21 protein-coding genes are annotated in these 17454 nt (G+C 61.1%); 5 read left to right on the top strand and 16 right to left on the bottom strand.

The features are described from left to right. Positions 1-2: 2 nt before the first annotated feature. The 4 genes from HJB84_RS03910 to HJB84_RS03895 all read right to left on the bottom strand — a co-directional run bounded on the left by HJB84_RS03910 (position 3) and on the right by HJB84_RS03895 (position 5650). Positions 3-1490, bottom strand: a complete 1488-nt coding sequence (locus HJB84_RS03910) for a glycosyltransferase family 39 protein (protein WP_221115311.1) — start codon at positions 1488-1490, stop codon at positions 3-5. Further along, a complete protein-coding gene (locus HJB84_RS03905; RefSeq protein WP_207583578.1) occupies positions 1491-2990 on the bottom strand; it encodes a glycosyltransferase family 39 protein in 1500 nt (499 codons plus the stop codon). A 12-nt stretch (positions 2991-3002) separates the two neighbouring features. Then, positions 3003-4019: a glycosyltransferase family 2 protein gene (locus HJB84_RS03900; RefSeq protein WP_221115310.1), complete on the bottom strand. Its 1017-nt coding sequence runs from the start codon at positions 4017-4019 to the stop codon at positions 3003-3005. A gap of 137 nt (positions 4020-4156) precedes the next feature. Continuing rightward, complete coding sequence (locus HJB84_RS03895; protein ID WP_221115309.1) at positions 4157-5650, bottom strand: glycosyltransferase family 39 protein; 1494 nt, start codon at positions 5648-5650, stop codon at positions 4157-4159. 196 nt (positions 5651-5846) lie between these two features. Between HJB84_RS03895 and HJB84_RS03890 the strand changes: the two genes are divergently transcribed. Next, positions 5847-6809: a lysylphosphatidylglycerol synthase domain-containing protein gene (locus HJB84_RS03890; RefSeq protein ID WP_207583581.1), complete on the top strand. Its 963-nt coding sequence runs from the start codon at positions 5847-5849 to the stop codon at positions 6807-6809. On the opposite strand, the gene HJB84_RS03885 is transcribed toward HJB84_RS03890, so the two are convergent. From HJB84_RS03885 to HJB84_RS03870, 4 genes are read right to left on the bottom strand one after another with little or no spacing between them, the layout of a single operon-like run. Further along, positions 6777-8018 (bottom strand): RNA polymerase sigma factor, encoded by a 1242-nt coding sequence (locus HJB84_RS03885; RefSeq protein ID WP_221115308.1) that lies wholly within the window; start codon positions 8016-8018, stop codon positions 6777-6779. The genes HJB84_RS03890 and HJB84_RS03885 overlap by 33 nt on opposite strands. Positions 8019-8027: 9 nt before the next feature. Continuing rightward, positions 8028-8387 carry a YciI family protein gene (locus HJB84_RS03880; RefSeq protein WP_221115307.1) on the bottom strand — a complete coding sequence of 120 codons (360 nt, stop codon included), beginning with the start codon at positions 8385-8387 and terminating at the stop codon, positions 8028-8030. Between the two features lie 2 nt (positions 8388-8389). Then, positions 8390-8749: a YciI family protein gene (locus HJB84_RS03875; RefSeq protein ID WP_207583584.1), complete on the bottom strand. Its 360-nt coding sequence runs from the start codon at positions 8747-8749 to the stop codon at positions 8390-8392. 10 nt (positions 8750-8759) lie between these two features. Then, positions 8760-9116, bottom strand: a complete 357-nt coding sequence (locus HJB84_RS03870; protein ID WP_221115306.1) for a YciI family protein — start codon at positions 9114-9116, stop codon at positions 8760-8762. Between the two features lie 155 nt (positions 9117-9271). Here HJB84_RS03870 and HJB84_RS03865 point away from each other — a divergent pair, with 155 nt between their 5' ends. After that, positions 9272-9490, top strand: coding sequence for a hypothetical protein (locus tag HJB84_RS03865; RefSeq protein ID WP_207583586.1), 219 nt, complete (start codon positions 9272-9274; stop codon positions 9488-9490). A 9-nt stretch (positions 9491-9499) separates the two neighbouring features. On the opposite strand, the gene HJB84_RS03860 is transcribed toward HJB84_RS03865, so the two are convergent. The 3 genes from HJB84_RS03860 to HJB84_RS03850 all read right to left on the bottom strand — a co-directional run bounded on the left by HJB84_RS03860 (position 9500) and on the right by HJB84_RS03850 (position 11878). Next, positions 9500-11002: an AMP nucleosidase gene (locus HJB84_RS03860; RefSeq protein ID WP_207583587.1), complete on the bottom strand. Its 1503-nt coding sequence runs from the start codon at positions 11000-11002 to the stop codon at positions 9500-9502. An 88-nt stretch (positions 11003-11090) separates the two neighbouring features. Then, a complete protein-coding gene (locus HJB84_RS03855) occupies positions 11091-11270 on the bottom strand; it encodes a hypothetical protein (RefSeq protein ID WP_164010299.1) in 180 nt (59 codons plus the stop codon). A gap of 269 nt (positions 11271-11539) precedes the next feature. Next, complete coding sequence (locus HJB84_RS03850) at positions 11540-11878, bottom strand: DUF2147 domain-containing protein (protein ID WP_207583588.1); 339 nt, start codon at positions 11876-11878, stop codon at positions 11540-11542. A 444-nt stretch (positions 11879-12322) separates the two neighbouring features. Between HJB84_RS03850 and HJB84_RS03845 the strand changes: the two genes are divergently transcribed. Further along, the gene (locus HJB84_RS03845) at positions 12323-12589 is read left to right on the top strand and encodes a sel1 repeat family protein (RefSeq protein WP_018071017.1); all 267 of its coding nucleotides are present in this window, start codon (positions 12323-12325) and stop codon (positions 12587-12589) included. 200 nt (positions 12590-12789) lie between these two features. Here the strand turns inward: HJB84_RS03845 and HJB84_RS03840 are convergent, their stop codons facing one another. The 3 genes from HJB84_RS03840 to HJB84_RS03830 form a co-directional block, all read right to left on the bottom strand. Further along, the gene (locus HJB84_RS03840; protein ID WP_207583589.1) at positions 12790-13902 is read right to left on the bottom strand and encodes a pyridoxal phosphate-dependent aminotransferase; all 1113 of its coding nucleotides are present in this window, start codon (positions 13900-13902) and stop codon (positions 12790-12792) included. Positions 13903-14062: 160 nt separating this feature from the next. Next, positions 14063-14464, bottom strand: a complete 402-nt coding sequence (locus tag HJB84_RS03835) for a PilZ domain-containing protein (protein ID WP_116405296.1) — start codon at positions 14462-14464, stop codon at positions 14063-14065. 235 nt (positions 14465-14699) lie between these two features. Continuing rightward, positions 14700-15101, bottom strand: a complete 402-nt coding sequence (locus HJB84_RS03830) for a DUF2177 family protein (protein WP_207583590.1) — start codon at positions 15099-15101, stop codon at positions 14700-14702. A 161-nt stretch (positions 15102-15262) separates the two neighbouring features. Here HJB84_RS03830 and HJB84_RS03825 point away from each other — a divergent pair, with 161 nt between their 5' ends. Beyond that, positions 15263-15709 (top strand): host attachment protein, encoded by a 447-nt coding sequence (locus HJB84_RS03825; protein ID WP_207583591.1) that lies wholly within the window; start codon positions 15263-15265, stop codon positions 15707-15709. Between the two features lie 105 nt (positions 15710-15814). On the opposite strand, the gene HJB84_RS03820 is transcribed toward HJB84_RS03825, so the two are convergent. After that, positions 15815-16681 (bottom strand): LysR family transcriptional regulator, encoded by an 867-nt coding sequence (locus HJB84_RS03820; RefSeq protein WP_221115305.1) that lies wholly within the window; start codon positions 16679-16681, stop codon positions 15815-15817. Between the two features lie 91 nt (positions 16682-16772). Between HJB84_RS03820 and HJB84_RS33440 the strand changes: the two genes are divergently transcribed. Further along, on the top strand, positions 16773-17021 hold the full coding sequence (locus HJB84_RS33440) for a hypothetical protein (protein ID WP_259669579.1): 249 nt from the start codon (positions 16773-16775) through the stop codon (positions 17019-17021). Here the strand turns inward: HJB84_RS33440 and HJB84_RS03815 are convergent. After that, positions 16972-17304 (bottom strand): hypothetical protein, encoded by a 333-nt coding sequence (locus tag HJB84_RS03815; protein ID WP_049733849.1) that lies wholly within the window; start codon positions 17302-17304, stop codon positions 16972-16974. The genes HJB84_RS33440 and HJB84_RS03815 overlap by 50 nt on opposite strands. Between the last annotated feature and the right edge of the window lie 150 nt (positions 17305-17454).

Genomic DNA, 17454 nt, shown 5'->3' with positions numbered 1-17454 from the left:
GCTTAGTCCGGCTGGTTGATCCAGGCATAGCCGAAACGGTAGCGATCCTCGCCGCGCCCGTAGAAATAGGGCGCGTCGATCACCGACCCATCCGGTGCGGACGTGCCGAGATTGGCTTGGAGCCATTGAGCCATGGCCGGCGGGAGGGCTTCGCTTCCCCCTTTCGGCGGTATCAGCCAGACGAGGAGAAGCGGTCGCCGGTCGGTCAGATCCGGATGGAAGCCGGGATAATCCACAGAGAGAACCGGCAAGCCGGGAATATCCTGCCGGAGATTGCCGGCAAGCAGGCTGTCTCCGGCAAGGATCGCCGCCGGCTCGGCCTGTTTGCGCAGGCTTTCCAGCATCGTGGCATAGGGCCTGTTCAATCGTTCGTAGTGACCGGTGAAGCGTGCGGCCGCGACACTGCCGTAAAGGGCCGCTGGCACGCCGATCATGATGATGGCGACGATCGCCATGAAACGCCGGAACGCTCTACCTGTCGCGACGCCCGCGGCCTCGATCTTCAGGCAGAAATAGAGCGGCAGGATGAAGAGCATCGGCACCAGCCAGCGATCCTTGATACCGGCCGCACCGCCGAAGACGATCAGAAACAGAATGCCGGCCAGGAAGACGAGCATCATCCGCTCGAGCAGCCGCGTCCATTCCGAGCCGGCAGTCAGCGCCGGACGAAGGCTCTTGCGGAAGGCGATGGCGAATACCGCCACCGTCAATCCGGCAAAGCTGATGGTGGCGAGAGCGAGCGAGCTGACACCCATGGTCACCTGCGCGAGATAGCTCGCATGGCCGCTCGCGGTCATCTTCTCCAGGGTGCGTGCGGTGGCGAAATCGAGATTGTCCTTCAGCCAGAAGAGATGCGGCAGGGTGATGACGAATGCCACCGCCGCCGTCAGCGCCAGTCGCCGGTCGAAGATCCGCGGCCGCAGGCGCGCATCCGCCAGCGCGGCAATCAGCGCTGCCGCCGGAAGGATCGCGAAATTATATTTGGCAAGCAGGCCGAAACCGATGCCGATGCCGGCGACCAGATAGGAGGCAAGGCTCGGCTGCTTCAGGCTGCGGATGAAGCCGTAAAAGAAGATGCTGGACGAGAAGAACACGGCGACCGTATGCGTGAGGTCGCGCTGCATCTCGAAAGCCATCTGCGGGATCGTCAGCAGCCCCAGTGTTGATATCGCCACCAGCGCCTTGTCGCGCAGCAGGAGACGCGCGGTCAGGCCGTAGAGCAAGTAGGACGTGAACAGCAGAAGGTTTTTCACCACCGAAAGCGCGGCAAGCGAGACGCCGGCAAATTGGAAGACGGTGTATTGCAGCCAGTTGTAGAAGGGCGGCTGAGGGCCGTAGCCGGCGGCAAGCCATTGCGAGCGGAAGGCCTGTTCGGCTTCGTCGAGATCGAGCGAATGCGAGGTTGCCAGCCGCACGCCGACCTGAAGCACGAAATAGGCCGCCAGCAGGACGAAAATCCACCGGATGTCGCGGCTATTGGTTTCGCTCATCTATCTGGCCCTCGGCTGAACCCAGGCGTAACCGAGCGCGAAATTGTCACCCGGGCGGCCGAAATAATAGGGAAGCGACAGCGAGCCGATCTCCTGCGGCGCGATGCCCGCTGCCGTCAGCGCCGATGAAAACTGCTCCGGCATGACCGCATCGGCGGCCGTCGCCGTCTTCTTGCCGCGCCAGACGACCAGCACTGGTCCCTTCGCCTCGGCATAGGCTGGAATGCCAGGTGCCGGGAAATCGGGGATGACCGCGGGCACATCGGGAAATTGCAGCCGCATGTTTCCGCCGACATAGGTGTCCGAGGCGATCACCAACGCCGGTTCCGCCTGCCGCGACATCTCGCGAGAAAGGCCCGCCATCGGCACGTTCGGCCTGCTGTAGACGCCGATCAGCCCGGCGCCGACGACACGCAAGCCGAGTGCGATCAGCACGCAGGCCATCAGCACCGGCAGCACCGGCCGGAGGCGGCGTAGCCCTCCGGAAAGGTCGATGCCGGCAGCCTGCATCTTCGCCAGGAAATAGATCGGCAGCACCAGCAGGAACGGGTCGAGCCAGCGTTCACGCACAGTGGTGGAGCCGGTGAAGAGCACGATGAGAACGATGCCGGCAAGGCTTGCGAGCATCATCCGCTCCATCATCCCGGTCCAGCGGTTGCCGGCCGAAAGGGCACGGATAAAATCCCGGCGGAAGGTGGCGGCGAAAATGGCGACCGGCAGCGCCGCAAAGGCAATGATGGCAACGACAAAGGCGATGATGCCCTTGCCGATTCGCACCATGCCGGCGGGTTCGTTGCCGGCGGCCATCTTGACCAGAGTATCCGAGGAAGCAAATGCGAGATTGTCTCGCAGCCAGATCGCGTGCGGCAGGACGATGGCGAGCGCAATGACGATTGCCGCCAATATGCGCCAGTCGAGCGCCCTGCGGCGCCATTCGGCATCCGGCAGGATGGCGATCAAGCCGGCGGCTGGCATCAGTGCGAAATTATATTTCGAGATCAGGCCAATGCCTGTGGCAAGCCCGAGCACGAGATAGCTGCCGAGATTCGGTCGATCGAGCGTGCGGAAAAAGCCGTAGAGAAACAGCGAACTGGCAACGAGCAGTGCCGTCGTGTGGGTCAGATCCTGCTGGGCCATAAAGGAGACCTGGGGCAGGGTGATCAGCGCGAGCATGCCGATGGCGGCAAGCGCCTGGTCCTTCAAAGCTTCGCGCCCGGCAAGGCCGTAGAAAAGGTAGCACAGAAAGAGGAGAATATTCTTCGGAACGATCAGCGCGCCGATCGACATGCCCGTGACCGAAACGACGGCATATTGCATCCAGTTGTAGAAGGGCGGCTGCGGACCGTAGCCCGCCAGCAGATATTGCGAGAAGAAGGATTGCTCGGCCTCGTCGAGCTCCAGCGAATGCGGAAGCGCGAGGCGCAGCACGATGTTGAGCACGAAATAGGCCGCAAGCAGCAGGCCGGCGGTTTTGATCGTCCTCGTCGCGCGCTCCAGCATCGTGCTGCCGGCTTAGGCTTGGCTTCGATCGTCGAAGATCTGCCGCACGATATAATTCGGAGAGGCGTCGTCACGGTAATAGGTGCGCGCGATCATCTCCGCCAGGATGCCGGTTGTGATCATCTGCACCGACGACAGCAGCAGCACGACGCCGACCATCAGCATCGGCCGCGTGCCGATATCGTTGCCCATGATGAACTTGTCGAAGCCGAGATAGATGAGGATCAGCATCGCGACCGCACCGAGGCCAAGACCCAGCGAGCCGAAGAAATGCCCAGGCCGCGCCTTGTAGCGCATAAAGAACATCACCGACAGCAGGTCGAGAATGACGCGGACGGTGCGCGAAATTCCGTATTTCGAAACGCCGTGTTCGCGCGCATGGTGGGTGACGGTCATCTCGCCGATGCGCGAGCTCGGGACGACGCCGGCCACCCAGGCCGGGATGAAGCGGTGCATTTCGCCCATCAGCTTCACCTGCTTGATGATTGAGGCACGGTAGATCTTCAGGCTGCAGCCGTAATCGTGCAGCTTGACACCGGTGATGCGGCCGATCAGGTAGTTTGCGCACCAGGAGGGGATCTTGCGCAGCAGCAGACCGTCCTTGCGGTTCTTGCGCCAGCCGACCAAGAGGTCGAGTTCGCGCCGTTCCAATTCGGCGACCATCGCAGGAATGTCCTTCGGATCGTTCTGCAGGTCGCCGTCCATCGTTGCGATCAGCCGGCCCTGAGCGGTGTCGATACCAGCCTGCATGGCAGCGGTCTGGCCGAAGTTGCGCTGCAGCTCGACAATCCTGAGCACCAGCCCGTCGCGTCCGACGAACTTGCGGGCGTTGACGAGCGTCGCATCCGTGCTGCCGTCGTCGACGAGGAGCAGCTCCCAGCGATGGGGATAGGCTGCCATCGCAGCCACGACACGCTCGACGAGCGGACCGACGCTATCCTCTTCGTTGAAAATCGGCACGACCAGCGACAGCTCGAGCGATTGTACCGGATCATTCGTACCGCGAATGGGCTCTACGGTTGTCTGCAACGTTCATCTCCAAAAGGCCGGACGGCCGAGCAATCTTACTGCTGCCGTCGCGCTTGCGGAAGGCTAGTACATGAACTGTCCGCCGGTTGCCAGCGGGCAATGCCGGTTTCCCCGCAATCGCTTGACCTGCCGCAACGCTATTTGGCGCCGCCCTCTACCCAGGAATACCCGATGGAGAAGCTGCGTTTGCCGTCACCGAAGAGATAGGGCAGCGTCAGCGTGTTCAACTCCTGCAGATGAATGCCTGATCTTGCGAGATCGTTGGCGAAGCCGGGGGAAATCGTCGGGTCGTCTGCGGTCTCGCCGCGCCAGACAACCAGAACCGGTCCCTTCGCAGCCGCATATTCGGGAACCCCGGATCCCGGGAAGAACGGTATCACCACGGGAACATCGGGAAGCGCCAGCTTCAGATTGCCGGCCACGAACTTGGTTCCAGCGACGATGAGAACCGGCTTGCGGGTCGCGGTCAATTCAGCGACGTAGCCCGCAAAGGGTACGTTCGTTCTCGTATAGGTGCCGATATATTGAATGCCGATGATCCGGAAGAGAAGGATCGACAGGATGACGACCATGAAGACCGGCACCACGGGCCGGAAGCGCGCAAGGCCGGCGGAAAGATCGACACCTGCGGTTTCCAGTTTCAGGAACAGATAGAGCGGCAGGACGAGCAGGCAGGGGTCGAGCCAGCGCTCGTGGATATCGCTTGCGCCGGCAAAGAGCACCACGCCGACGAAAGCGACCAAACTGATGACCATCATCCGCTCGATCACCCGGATCATCGGGCTGGACGAGGAGAGCGCGCCAAAGAAGTCCCGCCGGAATGCGGCTGCGACGAGAACGATCGGCAAGGCGACGAAGCCGAGGACGGCGATGAGGAGAGATAATAGTCCCTGTCCGATGCGGGGCATGCCGGCGGGGGCCAAGTCTTCTGCGGTCATTCGCTCCAGTGTCGGCCCAGAGGCGCTGAGGAGATTGTCAGGCAACCAGAGCGCATGCGGCAGCACGATCAGAATGGCGACTACGATCGCCGGCAGCAAACGCCAGTCGATCAGGCGGCTGCGCCATTCCCGGTCAGGCAGCACGGCGAGGAGTGCTGCAGCCGGCAGGATGGCGAAATTGTATTTCGAGATCAGCCCGATGCCGGTGGCGATGCCGATGACGAGGAAACTTGCGAGCGTCGGCTGGCGCAGCGTCCGGAAAAAACCGAAGAGGAAGAGCGAGGTCGCAAACAGCAGGGCGACGGTATGGGTCAATTCGCGCTGCGCCATCAGGCCCACCTGCGGCAGCGTAATCAGGCTCAGCATGGCGACGGCTGCCAGCGAACGGTTCTTCAGCACCTCGCGGGCAGCAAGCCCATAGAAGAGATAACAGCCGAAGAGAATGATATTCTTGGGCACCGACAGCACCCACATCGATATGCCGGTCACCGAAACGATGGCATATTGAATCCAGTTGTAGAACGGCGGCTGCGGGCCGTAGCCGGCAAGCAGGTATTGTGAATAGAAAGATTGCTCCGCCTCGTCGAGATCGAGCGTATGAGGCAAGGCGATGCGCAGCGCGATATTGAGCAGGAAATAGACTGCCAGAAAAATGCTTGCGCTCGTAATGCTTTTGGTAATCCGCTCCAACATCGATCTCCACGTCAAGCCGGCAAGGCATGTGATTTACCGGTCAGCGCTCGGATCGTCGGCGGGGAAGCGGAGTTCGCCGCCACTGCCCATCAACTCCGCCGTTGTGCGCAACCGTCATTTCTCTTAAAAGGCCTGGCGACGGGATCGGGCCCTGCCGACCCAAGCCCTGCCGACCCAAGCAAGGAATGCCTACTACATGAAGAGTTCGATCGTTGAAAGCCGGCAATCCTGGTTTATGCGCAATCGCATGACGGTGCTGACGGTCGTCATCGTCGCAGCCTATGCGCTCTTCATCCAATGGTTCTGGGGTTGGCCTGTCATTATCAGGCAGTGGGCGGATGTCGGCGCCGGTCCGGTGATCGGCGCGCTGGTGCTCCTGACGAGCACCTATTTCCTGCGCACCTGGCGCATCTATGATTATTTTCCGAAGGAGACGGCCGGCCGGTTCGCGGTCCTCTTCCGCGTCACGCAGATCCACAACCTGTTGAACATCATGCTGCCCTTCCGCACCGGCGAGACCAGCTTTCCGCTGTTGATGCGCACGGAGTTCGGTATTCCGCTGACGCGCGGAACCTCGGCGCTGTTCGTCATGCGGCTGCTCGACCTGCACGCGCTTGTCGCCGCCGCCGGTATCGGTTTTGCCGTCGCCGCCGCAGATGCAGTTGTTGCCTGGTTGCTCTGGACGATGTTTCTGCTGCTGCCGGTCGCAGCTTTCGCCGCCCGCAAGCCGCTGCTGCGCCTCGCCGCCAGGCTGCTGCCGGGGAAGGCGCAGAAATTCGTCGCCGAGATCGAAAACGGGTTGCCGGTCGATGCCATCGCTTTTACACGCGCCTGGGCGATGACCATCGTCAACTGGCTGGTGAAGGTGATGGTGCTTGCCTGGGCGCTCGGCCTGATGGGCGTGCTGCCGATGGCGGCAAGCTTCGGCGGTGCGCTTGGCGGTGAGCTTTCCTCCGTGCTGCCGGTACACGCGCCGGGTGGCGTCGGTACCTATCCGGCCGGCATCACCGCCGGCGCCATTGCTCTCGGCGCTTCGAGCGAGCGGCTGGCCCTGGCCGCGTTGGCGCAGGCAAGCGTCAACGCCCACCTGCTGATCATCGTCTCAGCGCTGACGGGCACGGCGATCTCACTGCCGCTCGGGCGTCGCGGCAAGCTCTGAAATCCGTTTTCTGAGAAATGCCTGCTCCGGCTCCTGCCGGCAAAGCGACAGCGCCGTTCCATAGGCCGCGATCGCCTCCTGCCGCCGGCCGAGGCGCCGCAGGAAATCGGCGCGCGCCGAATGAGCGAGATGAAAGGCCTTGAGCTCCTGGCGTTCCAGAATGGCATCGACCAGATCCAGCCCCTTCGCCGGCCCTTCCGCCATCGCGATCGCCACGGCGCGATTGAGTTCGACGATCGGCGAGGGCTGAGCCGCCAGAAGAAGATCGTAATAGAAGGCGATCCGCCGCCAGTCAGTCTCATCGGCAGCAGGTGCCCTGGCATGCTCGGCGGCGATTGCCGCCTGCAGTGTGTAGGTGCCGATCTCTCCCGCCCGCATCGCCTCGGCAAGCAGCGCCGATCCTTCCGCAATCTTTTCATGATCCCAGAGCGAGCGGTCCTGATCGGCAAGCAGCACCAGCAGCCCCTGCTCATTGCTGCGGGCGGTGCGGCGGGAATCCTGCAGCAGCATCAGCGACAGCAGGCCGCGGACATCGGGATGCGGCAGCAGCGCCAGAAGCAGCCGGGCCAGACGGATCGCCTCCGCCGTCAGGTCGGCACGAACCACGGCCTCGCCCGAAGAGGCGGAATAGCCTTCGTTGAAGACCAGGTAGATGACGTGCAGCACCTGGTCGAGCCGCTCAGGCAGCGCCTCGCGGCCTGGCACCTCATAGGGGATATTCTCCGTTCGGATCCTGTTCTTGGCGCGCACGATCCGCTGGGCGACCGTCGGCGCCGGGGCGAGGAAGGCATGGGCGATCTCCTCGGTGGTCAATCCGCAGATTTCCCGAAGCGCCATCGCCGTCTGCGCATCGGAGGGGATGGCGGGATGGCAGCAGGTGAAGATCAGCCGCAGCATATCGTCCTCGATTGGTTCCATGTCGCCGATCTCCGTTGCATCAGGCGTGTAGAGGCTGTCCTCGATGTGATGCTGCGACGCATCGAAGCGCGCTCGCCGCCGGATCGTGTCGATCGCTTTGAAGCGCCCCGTGGAAACGAGCCAGGCGAAGGGATTGCCGGGAATGCCGTCGGCCGGCCATGTCCGGGCGGCCGCGGCGAAGGCGTCGTGCAGCGCTTCCTCGGCCCGGTCGAAATCGCCGAGCAGGCGGATCAGCGTCGCCAGCACCCGGCGCGATTGGGTTCGATAAATCTCCTCGATCAGGCTTTCCAACGGCGCACCTCAGTCCGGCAGGGTCAGCATCCGTACGGGCCGAAGTTCGACCGCGCCGAAACGCGCCGAAGGGATCCGCCCGGCGATCTTTTTTGCCGTTGCCATATCTGGCGCTTCGATGACGTAGAAGCCGGCCAGATGCTCCTTCGTCTCGACATAGGGACCGTCGGTCGCGGACAGAGTGTTGTCTCGAACACGCAGCACGGTCGCCCTATCAGGCATCTCAAGCGCATCGGCGTGGACCATGATACCGTCGCGGCGCAGTTCCTCGTCGAAGGCGAAATGCGCTTTGACGAGGTCATCGGTCTCTTCAGATGTCAGCGTGCCGTCGGTGTCGGCGCTGTTATAGATCAGGCAGATGTAGCGCACGACTATTTCCCATCCTGGATGGCATAAGTCGGGCGCACTTCGATTGAGCAATATCTGAGGATCGGAAAACTGGACACGATCGTCTTCGCCTCCTCGATATTCTCGGCTTCGATCAGCACGAAACCACCGAGGTGCTCTTTGATTTCGGCAAAAGGACCATCGGTCGCGGAGGCTTCGCCGTTGCGCAGGCGGACGGTGATCGCCGCTGACGGTTCATGCAAGGCGAGCGCCACCAGCAGATGACCGCTCTCGCGCCAGCGATTGTCGCTGGTGATGCACTCCTGTGTGAGCGCATCCCATTCGGTCTGAGGAACCAGCTTGCTTTTTTCCGTGTCGAACCAGATCTGGCATAGAAACTTCATTGGTACCTCCTCATTGAGCTGCGAATTCGTGGATGGGCCGCACCTCGATCGCGCCGAGCTTGGCAAGCGGGATGCCAGCGGCGATGCGGATCGCGTCGTTGAGATCCTTGGCCTCGATCAGGATGAAGCCGCCGAGCGCCTCCTTGGTCTCGGTAAAGGGACCGTCCGTTATCGACATTTCACCGCCCCGCACCCTAACGGTCACCGCCGCTTTCGGCGACTGCAACGCCTGGGCGACGATCATATGTCCGCTTTCGACGAGGTCCTTGTCATAGTTCAAGGAGTTCGTGTCGAGCTTGGCCTTCTCCTCTTGCGTCATGGCGTCGAGCACGCCGTTATCGAACCAGACCTGACAGAGATATTTCATCGCGGACAGCCTCCCTTGCGGCGCTTCAATGACTCTGGACGATCGAGCTTCGCGCATTTCGACATCGCCCTAAAAAAACTTTTGGTGGGTCGGCTGTCGAAACGGCAAGTCAGCACTCGACAAGGCTTCATCGAAACCTGTCGAGGAGAACGACAATGAGCATTCTTGAAATCGCGCTGGCAAGCCAGATCTGGGCACGTCGCCATGAAAAGCGTCAGCAGGAGTTCCTCGAAAGCGATGGGCTGAAGATTCTCCAGCGCGTCGCTTTCGCCTTCCTGGCCTTCACCCTGTTGATCGCAGGGCTGAATATTGCCGCTGGCAGGCCGCAGACGCTTGCACAGCGCTCAGTGCCTGTTGTGATGACAGGCCGATGAGGAAACGGCCTATTGGAAGGCCGTTTCGAAGAAGCTGCGCAGCTTGCGCGAATGCAGCGCTTCCGTCGGCATGGCGGCAAGCTTCTGCACGGCGCGGATGCCGATCTGCAGATGCTGGTTGACCTGTGTGCGGTAGAAGGCCGTCGCCATGCCCGGCAGCTTCAATTCGCCGTGCAGCGGCTTGTCGGAAACGCAGAGCAGCGTGCCGTAGGGCACGCGGAAGCGGAAGCCGTTGGCGGCGATCGTCGCCGATTCCATGTCGAGCGCGATTGCGCGCGCCTGGGACAGCCGCTTCACCGGCCCGCGCTGGTCGCGCAGTTCCCAGTTGCGGTTGTCGATCGTCCCGACGGTGCCGGTGCGCATGATGCGTTTCAGCTCGAAGCCCTCGTAGCCGGTGATTTCGGCAACGGCTGCCTCAAGCGCCACCTGCACTTCGGCCAGCGCCGGGATCGGCACCCAGACCGGCAGATCGTCGTCGAGAACATGGTCCTCGCGCATATAAGCATGGGCAAGCACATAATCGCCGAGCCGCTGGCTGTTGCGAAGACCGGCGCAGTGGCCGAGCATCAGCCAGGCATGCGGGCGCAGCACGGCGACATGATCGGTGATCGTTTTGGCGTTGGAGGGGCCGACGCCGATATTGATCATGGTGATCCCGGCATGGCCCTTCTTCTTTAGATGGTAAGCCGGCATCTGCGGCAGGCGCGTAAGCGCCGCATCGGTTTCCGGCGCGCTCGAGCCGGGCAGGGTGACGATGTTGCCGGGCTCGACGAAGGCCGTATAGCCGTCGCCGCCCTCCGCCATCAGCTTGCGAGCCCAGCTGCAAAATTCGTCGATATAGAACTGATAGTTCGTGAACAGCACGAAATTCTGAAAATGCTCGGCATGCGTCGCCGTATAATGCGACAGACGGGCGAGCGAATAGTCGATGCGTTGCGCGGTGAATGGCGCAAGCGGCGAGGGCTCTCCCGGTGGCGGGATATATTCGCCGTTGGCGATCTCGTCATCGGTGGTGTTGAGGTCGGGCGTGTCGAAAATATCGCGCATCGGAACGTCGATGAAGGCGTTTGTCGATGCTTCCACATGCGCACCCTCGCCGAAGGCGAAATGCAAGGGGATCGGCGTCGTCGATTCCGACACGATGACCGGAACATTGTGGCTCTTCACCAGGAGCGCCAGCTGCTCCTTCAAGTAATGCTTGAAGAGCTTCGGCCGGGTGACTGTCGTCGTATAGATGCCCGGTGCCGTGACATGGCCGTAGGAAAGGCGCGAATCGACATGGCCGAAGCTTGTCGTCTCGATGCTGACCTGCGGATAGAAAGCACGATAGCGCGAGGAGATCGGAGCGCCCTGCGCCAGCTCGGTGAAGCTCTTGATCAGGAATGCCGTATTGCGCTCGTAAAGCGCCGTCAGCGCCTCCACCGCCTTGGCGGGATCATCAAAGCTCTGCGACTGGAAAGGGGGTGGCGAGGATATGTCGAGCGGCGACAAAGGGGAGATTCGTTTGTTCATGACGCATTATAGAGAGTTGTTTTTGACAAGCAAACGACGCGCGCCGGCGGAATCCGATTATTTTATCGTCTTCCGCGTCAGATGCCGCTCACTGCACCGATGGCGCGCAGAAGGTGCCGTTTCTCTCCAGGCAGGTATAGCTCGCCCCGAAATGCGACTGTGCGCCACCGCCGCCATTGTGCACCACCACCGCCGAAAACGTGATCGCGAAGATCGCCGCAAACAGTGTGATGATGCTGAAACGCCTTGCCAGAATATACATGTCCATTGCCTTGCTCCCGATACGCAACTCTATCGTGACAAGGGTTTTGCCATGGGGCGGCTGAATGAGTGCTGAGATACCGGTTCATCCAGCGTTCAGCTTGCCGGGGAGGCTCGGGCGGGTTGCAGAGGGGATTTACATGGGTTCGCCAGGCCCGGCTCAACGCGTTCGATTTTGCCGGGTCGCTTGGGTGAAGGGGCGGAAAAGGGCCGCTGGCATGCCGGGGCGTTGGCATGCCCCGCGTTTGGTGATCGTCGTGCAGCCGCCTTACAGGCTCAGAGCCGTGTCCATGTCTGGGCCTTGCAGAGGACCTTCATCACGCAGCCTTGCATCCTCAGCGAATTGCCGGAAATCTTGCCCGAGCCGCTATAAGTCTTGTCGGCGGCCGGGTCGATGATCTCGCCGGCATAGCTGCCACCGGTTCCCGCAAGCGTGCCGATCTTCCGGCCGGCATATTTGCCGGTCTTCAGCGTCACGCAATAACTGCCGCCGCAGGAAGCGATCACCGCCGTATCGCCGGCGGCCGTCTTCCAGTTACCGACGATCGGCTCCTCGGCATGCGAGATCCCCGCGATCATTGTTATGGCGGCGGCGAGAACGAAGCTGCGGATCATCTTTTCCTCCATGATGTCCCTGATCGGCCGCGAAACTAACTGACGCGAACGTAAAGGTAAATAAGCATGATTGTTATCCCGCAGACTGGGCAAAAGACGCGAGAAAAAGCCGTGCGGCGGCCTTTCAAAAATATCGCCTGCTGATTTCATGATGAACGATCCCTTTATTTTCAGATCTGAATCTTTCGTAAAATTCGAGCGAAAATCCCTAATCCGCAAGGCATCTGATGTTTAACAAAAACCCAAATTTACCAAGCATTTGCACTTTGTTTGTCTAGAATTAATCATGCATTTTAGGCGTTTTTTGAAAGCCGTTTGGCATAGTGAACCCATCAAACGAGCGGGGCAAACCCGCCGGACCGCAAGGGCCGCAAGCCGCGATAGACGGCAAGGCCCAGAGGTAAAACAGGGTAAGTCATAAACAGGCTAACAGGGATAAAACCGATGGCACGCTTTGAAATGCACAATGCTGAAACGGCCACCATGGGTGGCGACAACAGCGCCGATGTCTTCTGCGAAATGGGTCTGATGTATGCGACCGGCCGCGGTTGCGAAGTCGATCTTGTCGCAGCTCACAAATGGCTGAACATCGCCGCAATCAAGGGCAACGACCGCGCCGCCGAGCTTCGTGCCGACGTGGCCGCCGCCATGGACAAGATGCAGCTCGTGGCAGCGCTACGCGCCGCCCGCGAGTGGATGACGGTTCACTGACATTGTCCTGCCGGCAAATCGGCAGGAACGATATAACAACCTCGAAAAGAGGGGCTGGCGGGCACTTTAGATGGGGCCGACGCCGGGAGAACGGAACCGCGACCGGATCCTCCACCCGGTCGCGGTTCTCGCTGTTTTACAGCAAAGAGTGAGAGCATGATGCCGCCCGAAAACCGCTGACATTTTCGGCACATGCTCCATCAGCCGATCTGTTTCAGCACCTGCGGCAGGGTTTCTTCGAGAAGCGCCATATCCGCCTCTGGCCCGACGCTGACGCGAATGCAGCGATTGAGGGGCGCCACGCCAGGCATGCGGATGAAGACGCCGCGTTCCATCAGACCGTCGACGATCGCCCTGGCATATGCGCCGTCGCGGCCGGCGTCGATCGCCACGAAATTCGTTGCCGAGGGCAGGGGCTCAAGGCCGTTTGCCCGGGCGATACCGCCGATCCGGTCGCGCGCCGCGTGGATTTTCCCGACCACCTCGACGAGATAGGCCTGGTCCTTGAGGGCGGCGAGCGCTGCGGCCGTCGCCAACCGGTTCATGCCGAAATGATTGCGGATCTTGTCGAAGGCCTGCGCCGTGCCGGCGGCCGAGATCACGTAGCCGGTGCGCGAGCCGGCAAGCCCGTAGGCTTTGGAGAAAGTGCGGGTGCGAACGACGTTCGGCAGGTCGATAAGCGAGGAAATCGACGGCAGCGACCCTGCCGGCCCGGTCTCGCTATAGGCCTCGTCGAGCACCATCAGCGTCGTCTCGGGCAGCGCCCGGGCGAAAGCGACGATCCTGTCGGCATCCCACCAGCTCCCCATAGGATTGTCGGGATTGGCGAAATAGACGAGCGGCGCATTCTCGCGCTTCACGGCATCCAGCAGCCCGTCGAGATCCTCACGGTCGTTTGCGTAGCGAACCGTCACCAGTCGGCCGTCGAAACCGGTCACATGGAAGTTGAAGGTCGGGTAGGCGCCAAGCGAAGTGACGACAGGCGCGCCCGGCTCGATCACCAGCCGGACGATTTGGCCGAGCAATTCGTCGATGCCGCTGCCGATGGCGATATTGGTGGCCGAGACGCCGAGATGGGCGGCAAGCGCTTGCCTGAGCGCGAAATTTTCCGGATCATTGTATTTCCAGATATTGCCGGCCTCCTCGCGCATCGCCGCAAAGACGGAAGGGGCTGGACCAAAGCCGTTCTCATTGGCGCCGATACGGGCCAAAACGGCAAGTCCGCGTTGGCGCTCGATCGCCTCGGGGCCGACGAAAGGAACTGTGGAAGGCAGGGCGCTGGCAAGAGGCGTGAAGCGCGAAAAGGCGGACATGCGACGGCGGTTTCCCGGATATCGTGACAATTGGCGAAACAATAGGCCCGGGCACGGCCAACGCAAGCAAGATTATTTCCGCAACGGCAGCCCAGCGCGTCTTTTCAGACGCGCGAGACGCCAATCCCGATTCAAGGAATTATGCAGCCTCTTGGCCTGTTCACGCCCGGAAGATCGGCCCGCGCCGGGCGGCGATCGCTTCCATATTGCCGACGAGGAAATCGGTGCGGACGACGCGGCGCAGAACCTCGGGGTCCATAATGTTGATGAACCGCACGCCGATGCGTTCCTTGTGACGATAGACTTCGGCGCATCCGATGCGATAGGCGAGGCCGAGAATGTTGAGATAATAATGCTTCGGCAGGCCGGCCGTGGTCGATACGACAAACGTCGCGCCACCCTGGGAAATATCGATGATCTCGGCGCTTCGCATCGAGACGCCTGTGAGGCACGGCCGGACGGCGACGATGCGGGCTGGCCGCTTGACGCTGAATTCTTCCCAGCGCAGGTCGTAAACAGCGGACTTCACCGTGGCAAGGTGTGTGGCGCGGAGCATAGACATTCACATTCTCCGTCAGGACGCATTTGGGGTCTATGATCTCGATCAGGGCGGTTTTGATCGAGCAAGCTGGTCTTCATCCCGAGCAATCTGGTCTTGCTCCCAACCAAGGTCACATGAATGTTTTGCACATTCGTCAAATATAAAATTACAATTTTAACGAGTTCAAACTTTGTTCCTATGCGGGACGCCGTCATGTCCATTATCGGGACGCGGGCTTTCACTCCTTGGTATCGTTTCAGGCAAGAATTCTGACGGCGAGATATCCGCCGCCGGCGGTCAGCGCCGTCAGCAACGTGCCCCACGCCATGTCGACAAGGCTCATGGCGAGTGGCCAGTTGCGGAGTGTGGCAAGATTGGTGACGTCATAGGTGCCATAGGCCGCCAATCCTAGAATGGCGCCGTGAAGAAACGCTGTGGCGATCGAGCCTGCCGACAGCGCGGGCAGCACTGCAAGCACGACCACTGCGGCGGCGAAGAACAGGTAGAACAATGCGGCGACCGCTAGATTGGGGGAAGGCAGCATCAGCGCCCCCAACTGGTCGCGATAAAAGTTGCGGGCGATGAGGCCAAGCCATATCCCGTCGCAGACGAGCAGGGTGAGAAAGGTGCCGGCATAGGCCAACAGTGATGTCTTCATCGTCAATCTCCCGAACCTGCCTTTTCTACGCAGCAAAGGCCGACCGGATTGCCGCCCGTTCGATTTCGGTGCAATTTTCCCGAACTCTTTCAACTGCCGGGCGTTCTGCCTTGATCGATGACGCAGGGCGCGCTTCGAATGACGACAGCGAGGAGTTGAAAATGGCCAACGTTAAAATCCCTTTGGAATCATGGGTTGTGGTCTGTGACGGAGCCAAGGCTCTGATCATGCAGAACGCGGGCGATGCCCAACTGATGAACCTGAAGGTGCTGGAAACCCTGACGCAGCCGAGCGCGCCGGATCGCGAGATTGGCGCCGATAAGCCCGGCCGAACCCATGCAGCAAATGGCTTCAGCGGCAGCGCTGTCGAGGAGACCAGCTGGCAGGATCAGGCCGAAGCCGAATTCCTGAAACAGGTGGCGGAAAAGCTTGACGAACTGGTGCAGGAAAAGAGTGCCCGCCGCATCGTTATCGTCGCACCGCCAAAAGCGCTCGGCACATTGCGGCCGGCGCTCAGCGCCGATACCCAGGCCGTGATCACCGCGGAAGTGGCGAAGGACTATACGAATATGCCGGTCGATGAGATCGAGCGCCATCTCGCCGCCTGAACCGACAGAAGCCTATCGACAGCGCCGCGCGTCGATTCCGGCGCGTTAAGGACGCTGTACACTTTGAATGATGGGGGCGCGGGTCGAGAGGCCCGCGTTTTTGTGTCATATCGACGGCCTCTGCCCGGCAAACAGGTCTTCATGATCGGCAAAGAGTGCCGCCAGGCGGTCGATGACGATCCTGACCTCCGGCCGTTGCCGCTCGTCGTCATGCGCAACGATCCACATTTCGTAGGTCAGTTCGTCGATGAGAGGCCCGGCGCGGACAAGGTGGCGTTCCGGGTCGCCGATGAAACATGGGAGCACGCCGCGGCCGGCGCCCCCACGGATCAGGTAAAACAGCATATGCGGCGTGTTGGTCCAGCTGGTGATCCAGTAATCCGGCTGTTCGAACGTCCATTTGTCCGCCGGCGTGACGGCGGTATCGGTGCCGAGCGAGATCCAGTTGCAGTTGGCTTCGTCATAGTCTGCCGCCTGGTAAACCGCATGCGCCACCTTGACCGAGCGGCGGATCGCGACGTTACCGCTGTCCGGCCGGCTGTGGCCAACGGCGATATGCGCTTCCCGGTAGGTGAAATCGACGCTGGCATCAGAGGTCTTGTAGCACATGCGGAAACTGTCCTTCGGCGTCCAGACGCTGGCCAGATGGTCGGCGATGAAACGCGACGTCCAGCTGTCGGCGGCCGTCGAGACGATCGGCAGTGTCAGAACCTCGCCGCGCCAGTCGGAGATCGCACGCGCCGCATCCTGCATCAGCCGGACGCGGCCGAGCAATTCCTGCCCGTCCCTCGCGAGCAGATAACCGGTGGGGCCGCGGCTGAACAGCGATCTGCCCGTCACTCGTTCAAGCGCCAGCATCCGCCTGCCGATCGTCGGCGCGCTGAGCCCGGTGCGCGCGGCTGCGGCCGAGAGCCCGCCGCCGGTCGCGACATGGAAGAAAAGTTGCAGGTCGTCCCAGCTCGCATCTTTCATGGATGAAAACCCCCTTTCCCCAGCGCCTCTACATCGGAGCGGCGTGAAGCCCTAGCTCAAGTGCTCCAGCCAATAGATGGAGGATGAAGCAATGCTTCTCAACTGGGTAGTTCTCTTCAGGGAAATTGAAATCCGCAATCGCCGGATCCGCCGCGATGCTTTTGCCGACCCGCTCGATCGACCGGAGTGGCACGGGAGTCTCTGGGTCGTTCCGATCATTGCTCGTCTGGCCGCAAGGCGGGACGTCGAAACAAAAATGCCGCGCCGCAATGATCTACCGATCGCAAGCCTCAGGTTTCGAAGCTCAGTCGTAGCACGTGGTGCAGAAATTCCGGATTGAGCAGCATGTTGAAGCTGACCGTCACCCATTCGCCTTCGCGCTTGACCATGGTTGCGCCGATCTCGTCATGGATGCCGAGAATTTCGAGGAAGAAATGGCTCGGCATTTCCAGGTTCGGGCTGACTTCGAGCAATGCGCCGGCAAGCGTGATCGTGCGGATCAGGCAGCGCACCTGCGTTCCGGTGCTGAGGTGATGGCCGACGAAGATGATGTTGCCGGGCCTGTCGAGATTGAATTCCCTGTAAGCACGTTCCGGCTTGGGGTGTTCTGTGTCGAGGTGCATCTGAAAGGCCCTTTCAGCCTCCGCTTGTTCTACCACAGGATATTAGTTGAAGAATGCTGACAGCTGCTGAACAACATCGATAAGATTGAATGTTTATGTGGAACTTGCGGGGAAATCGCACCGATTTCGAGCAGATTTGCCCCAAATTTG

It is taken from the genome of Rhizobium sp. NZLR1b, assembly GCF_019685155.1.
In the GTDB taxonomy this organism is placed as follows: domain Bacteria; phylum Pseudomonadota; class Alphaproteobacteria; order Rhizobiales; family Rhizobiaceae; genus Rhizobium.
Note: the sequence above shows the minus strand (reverse complement) of the source record. Positions and strands in the feature narration are given on the sequence as shown.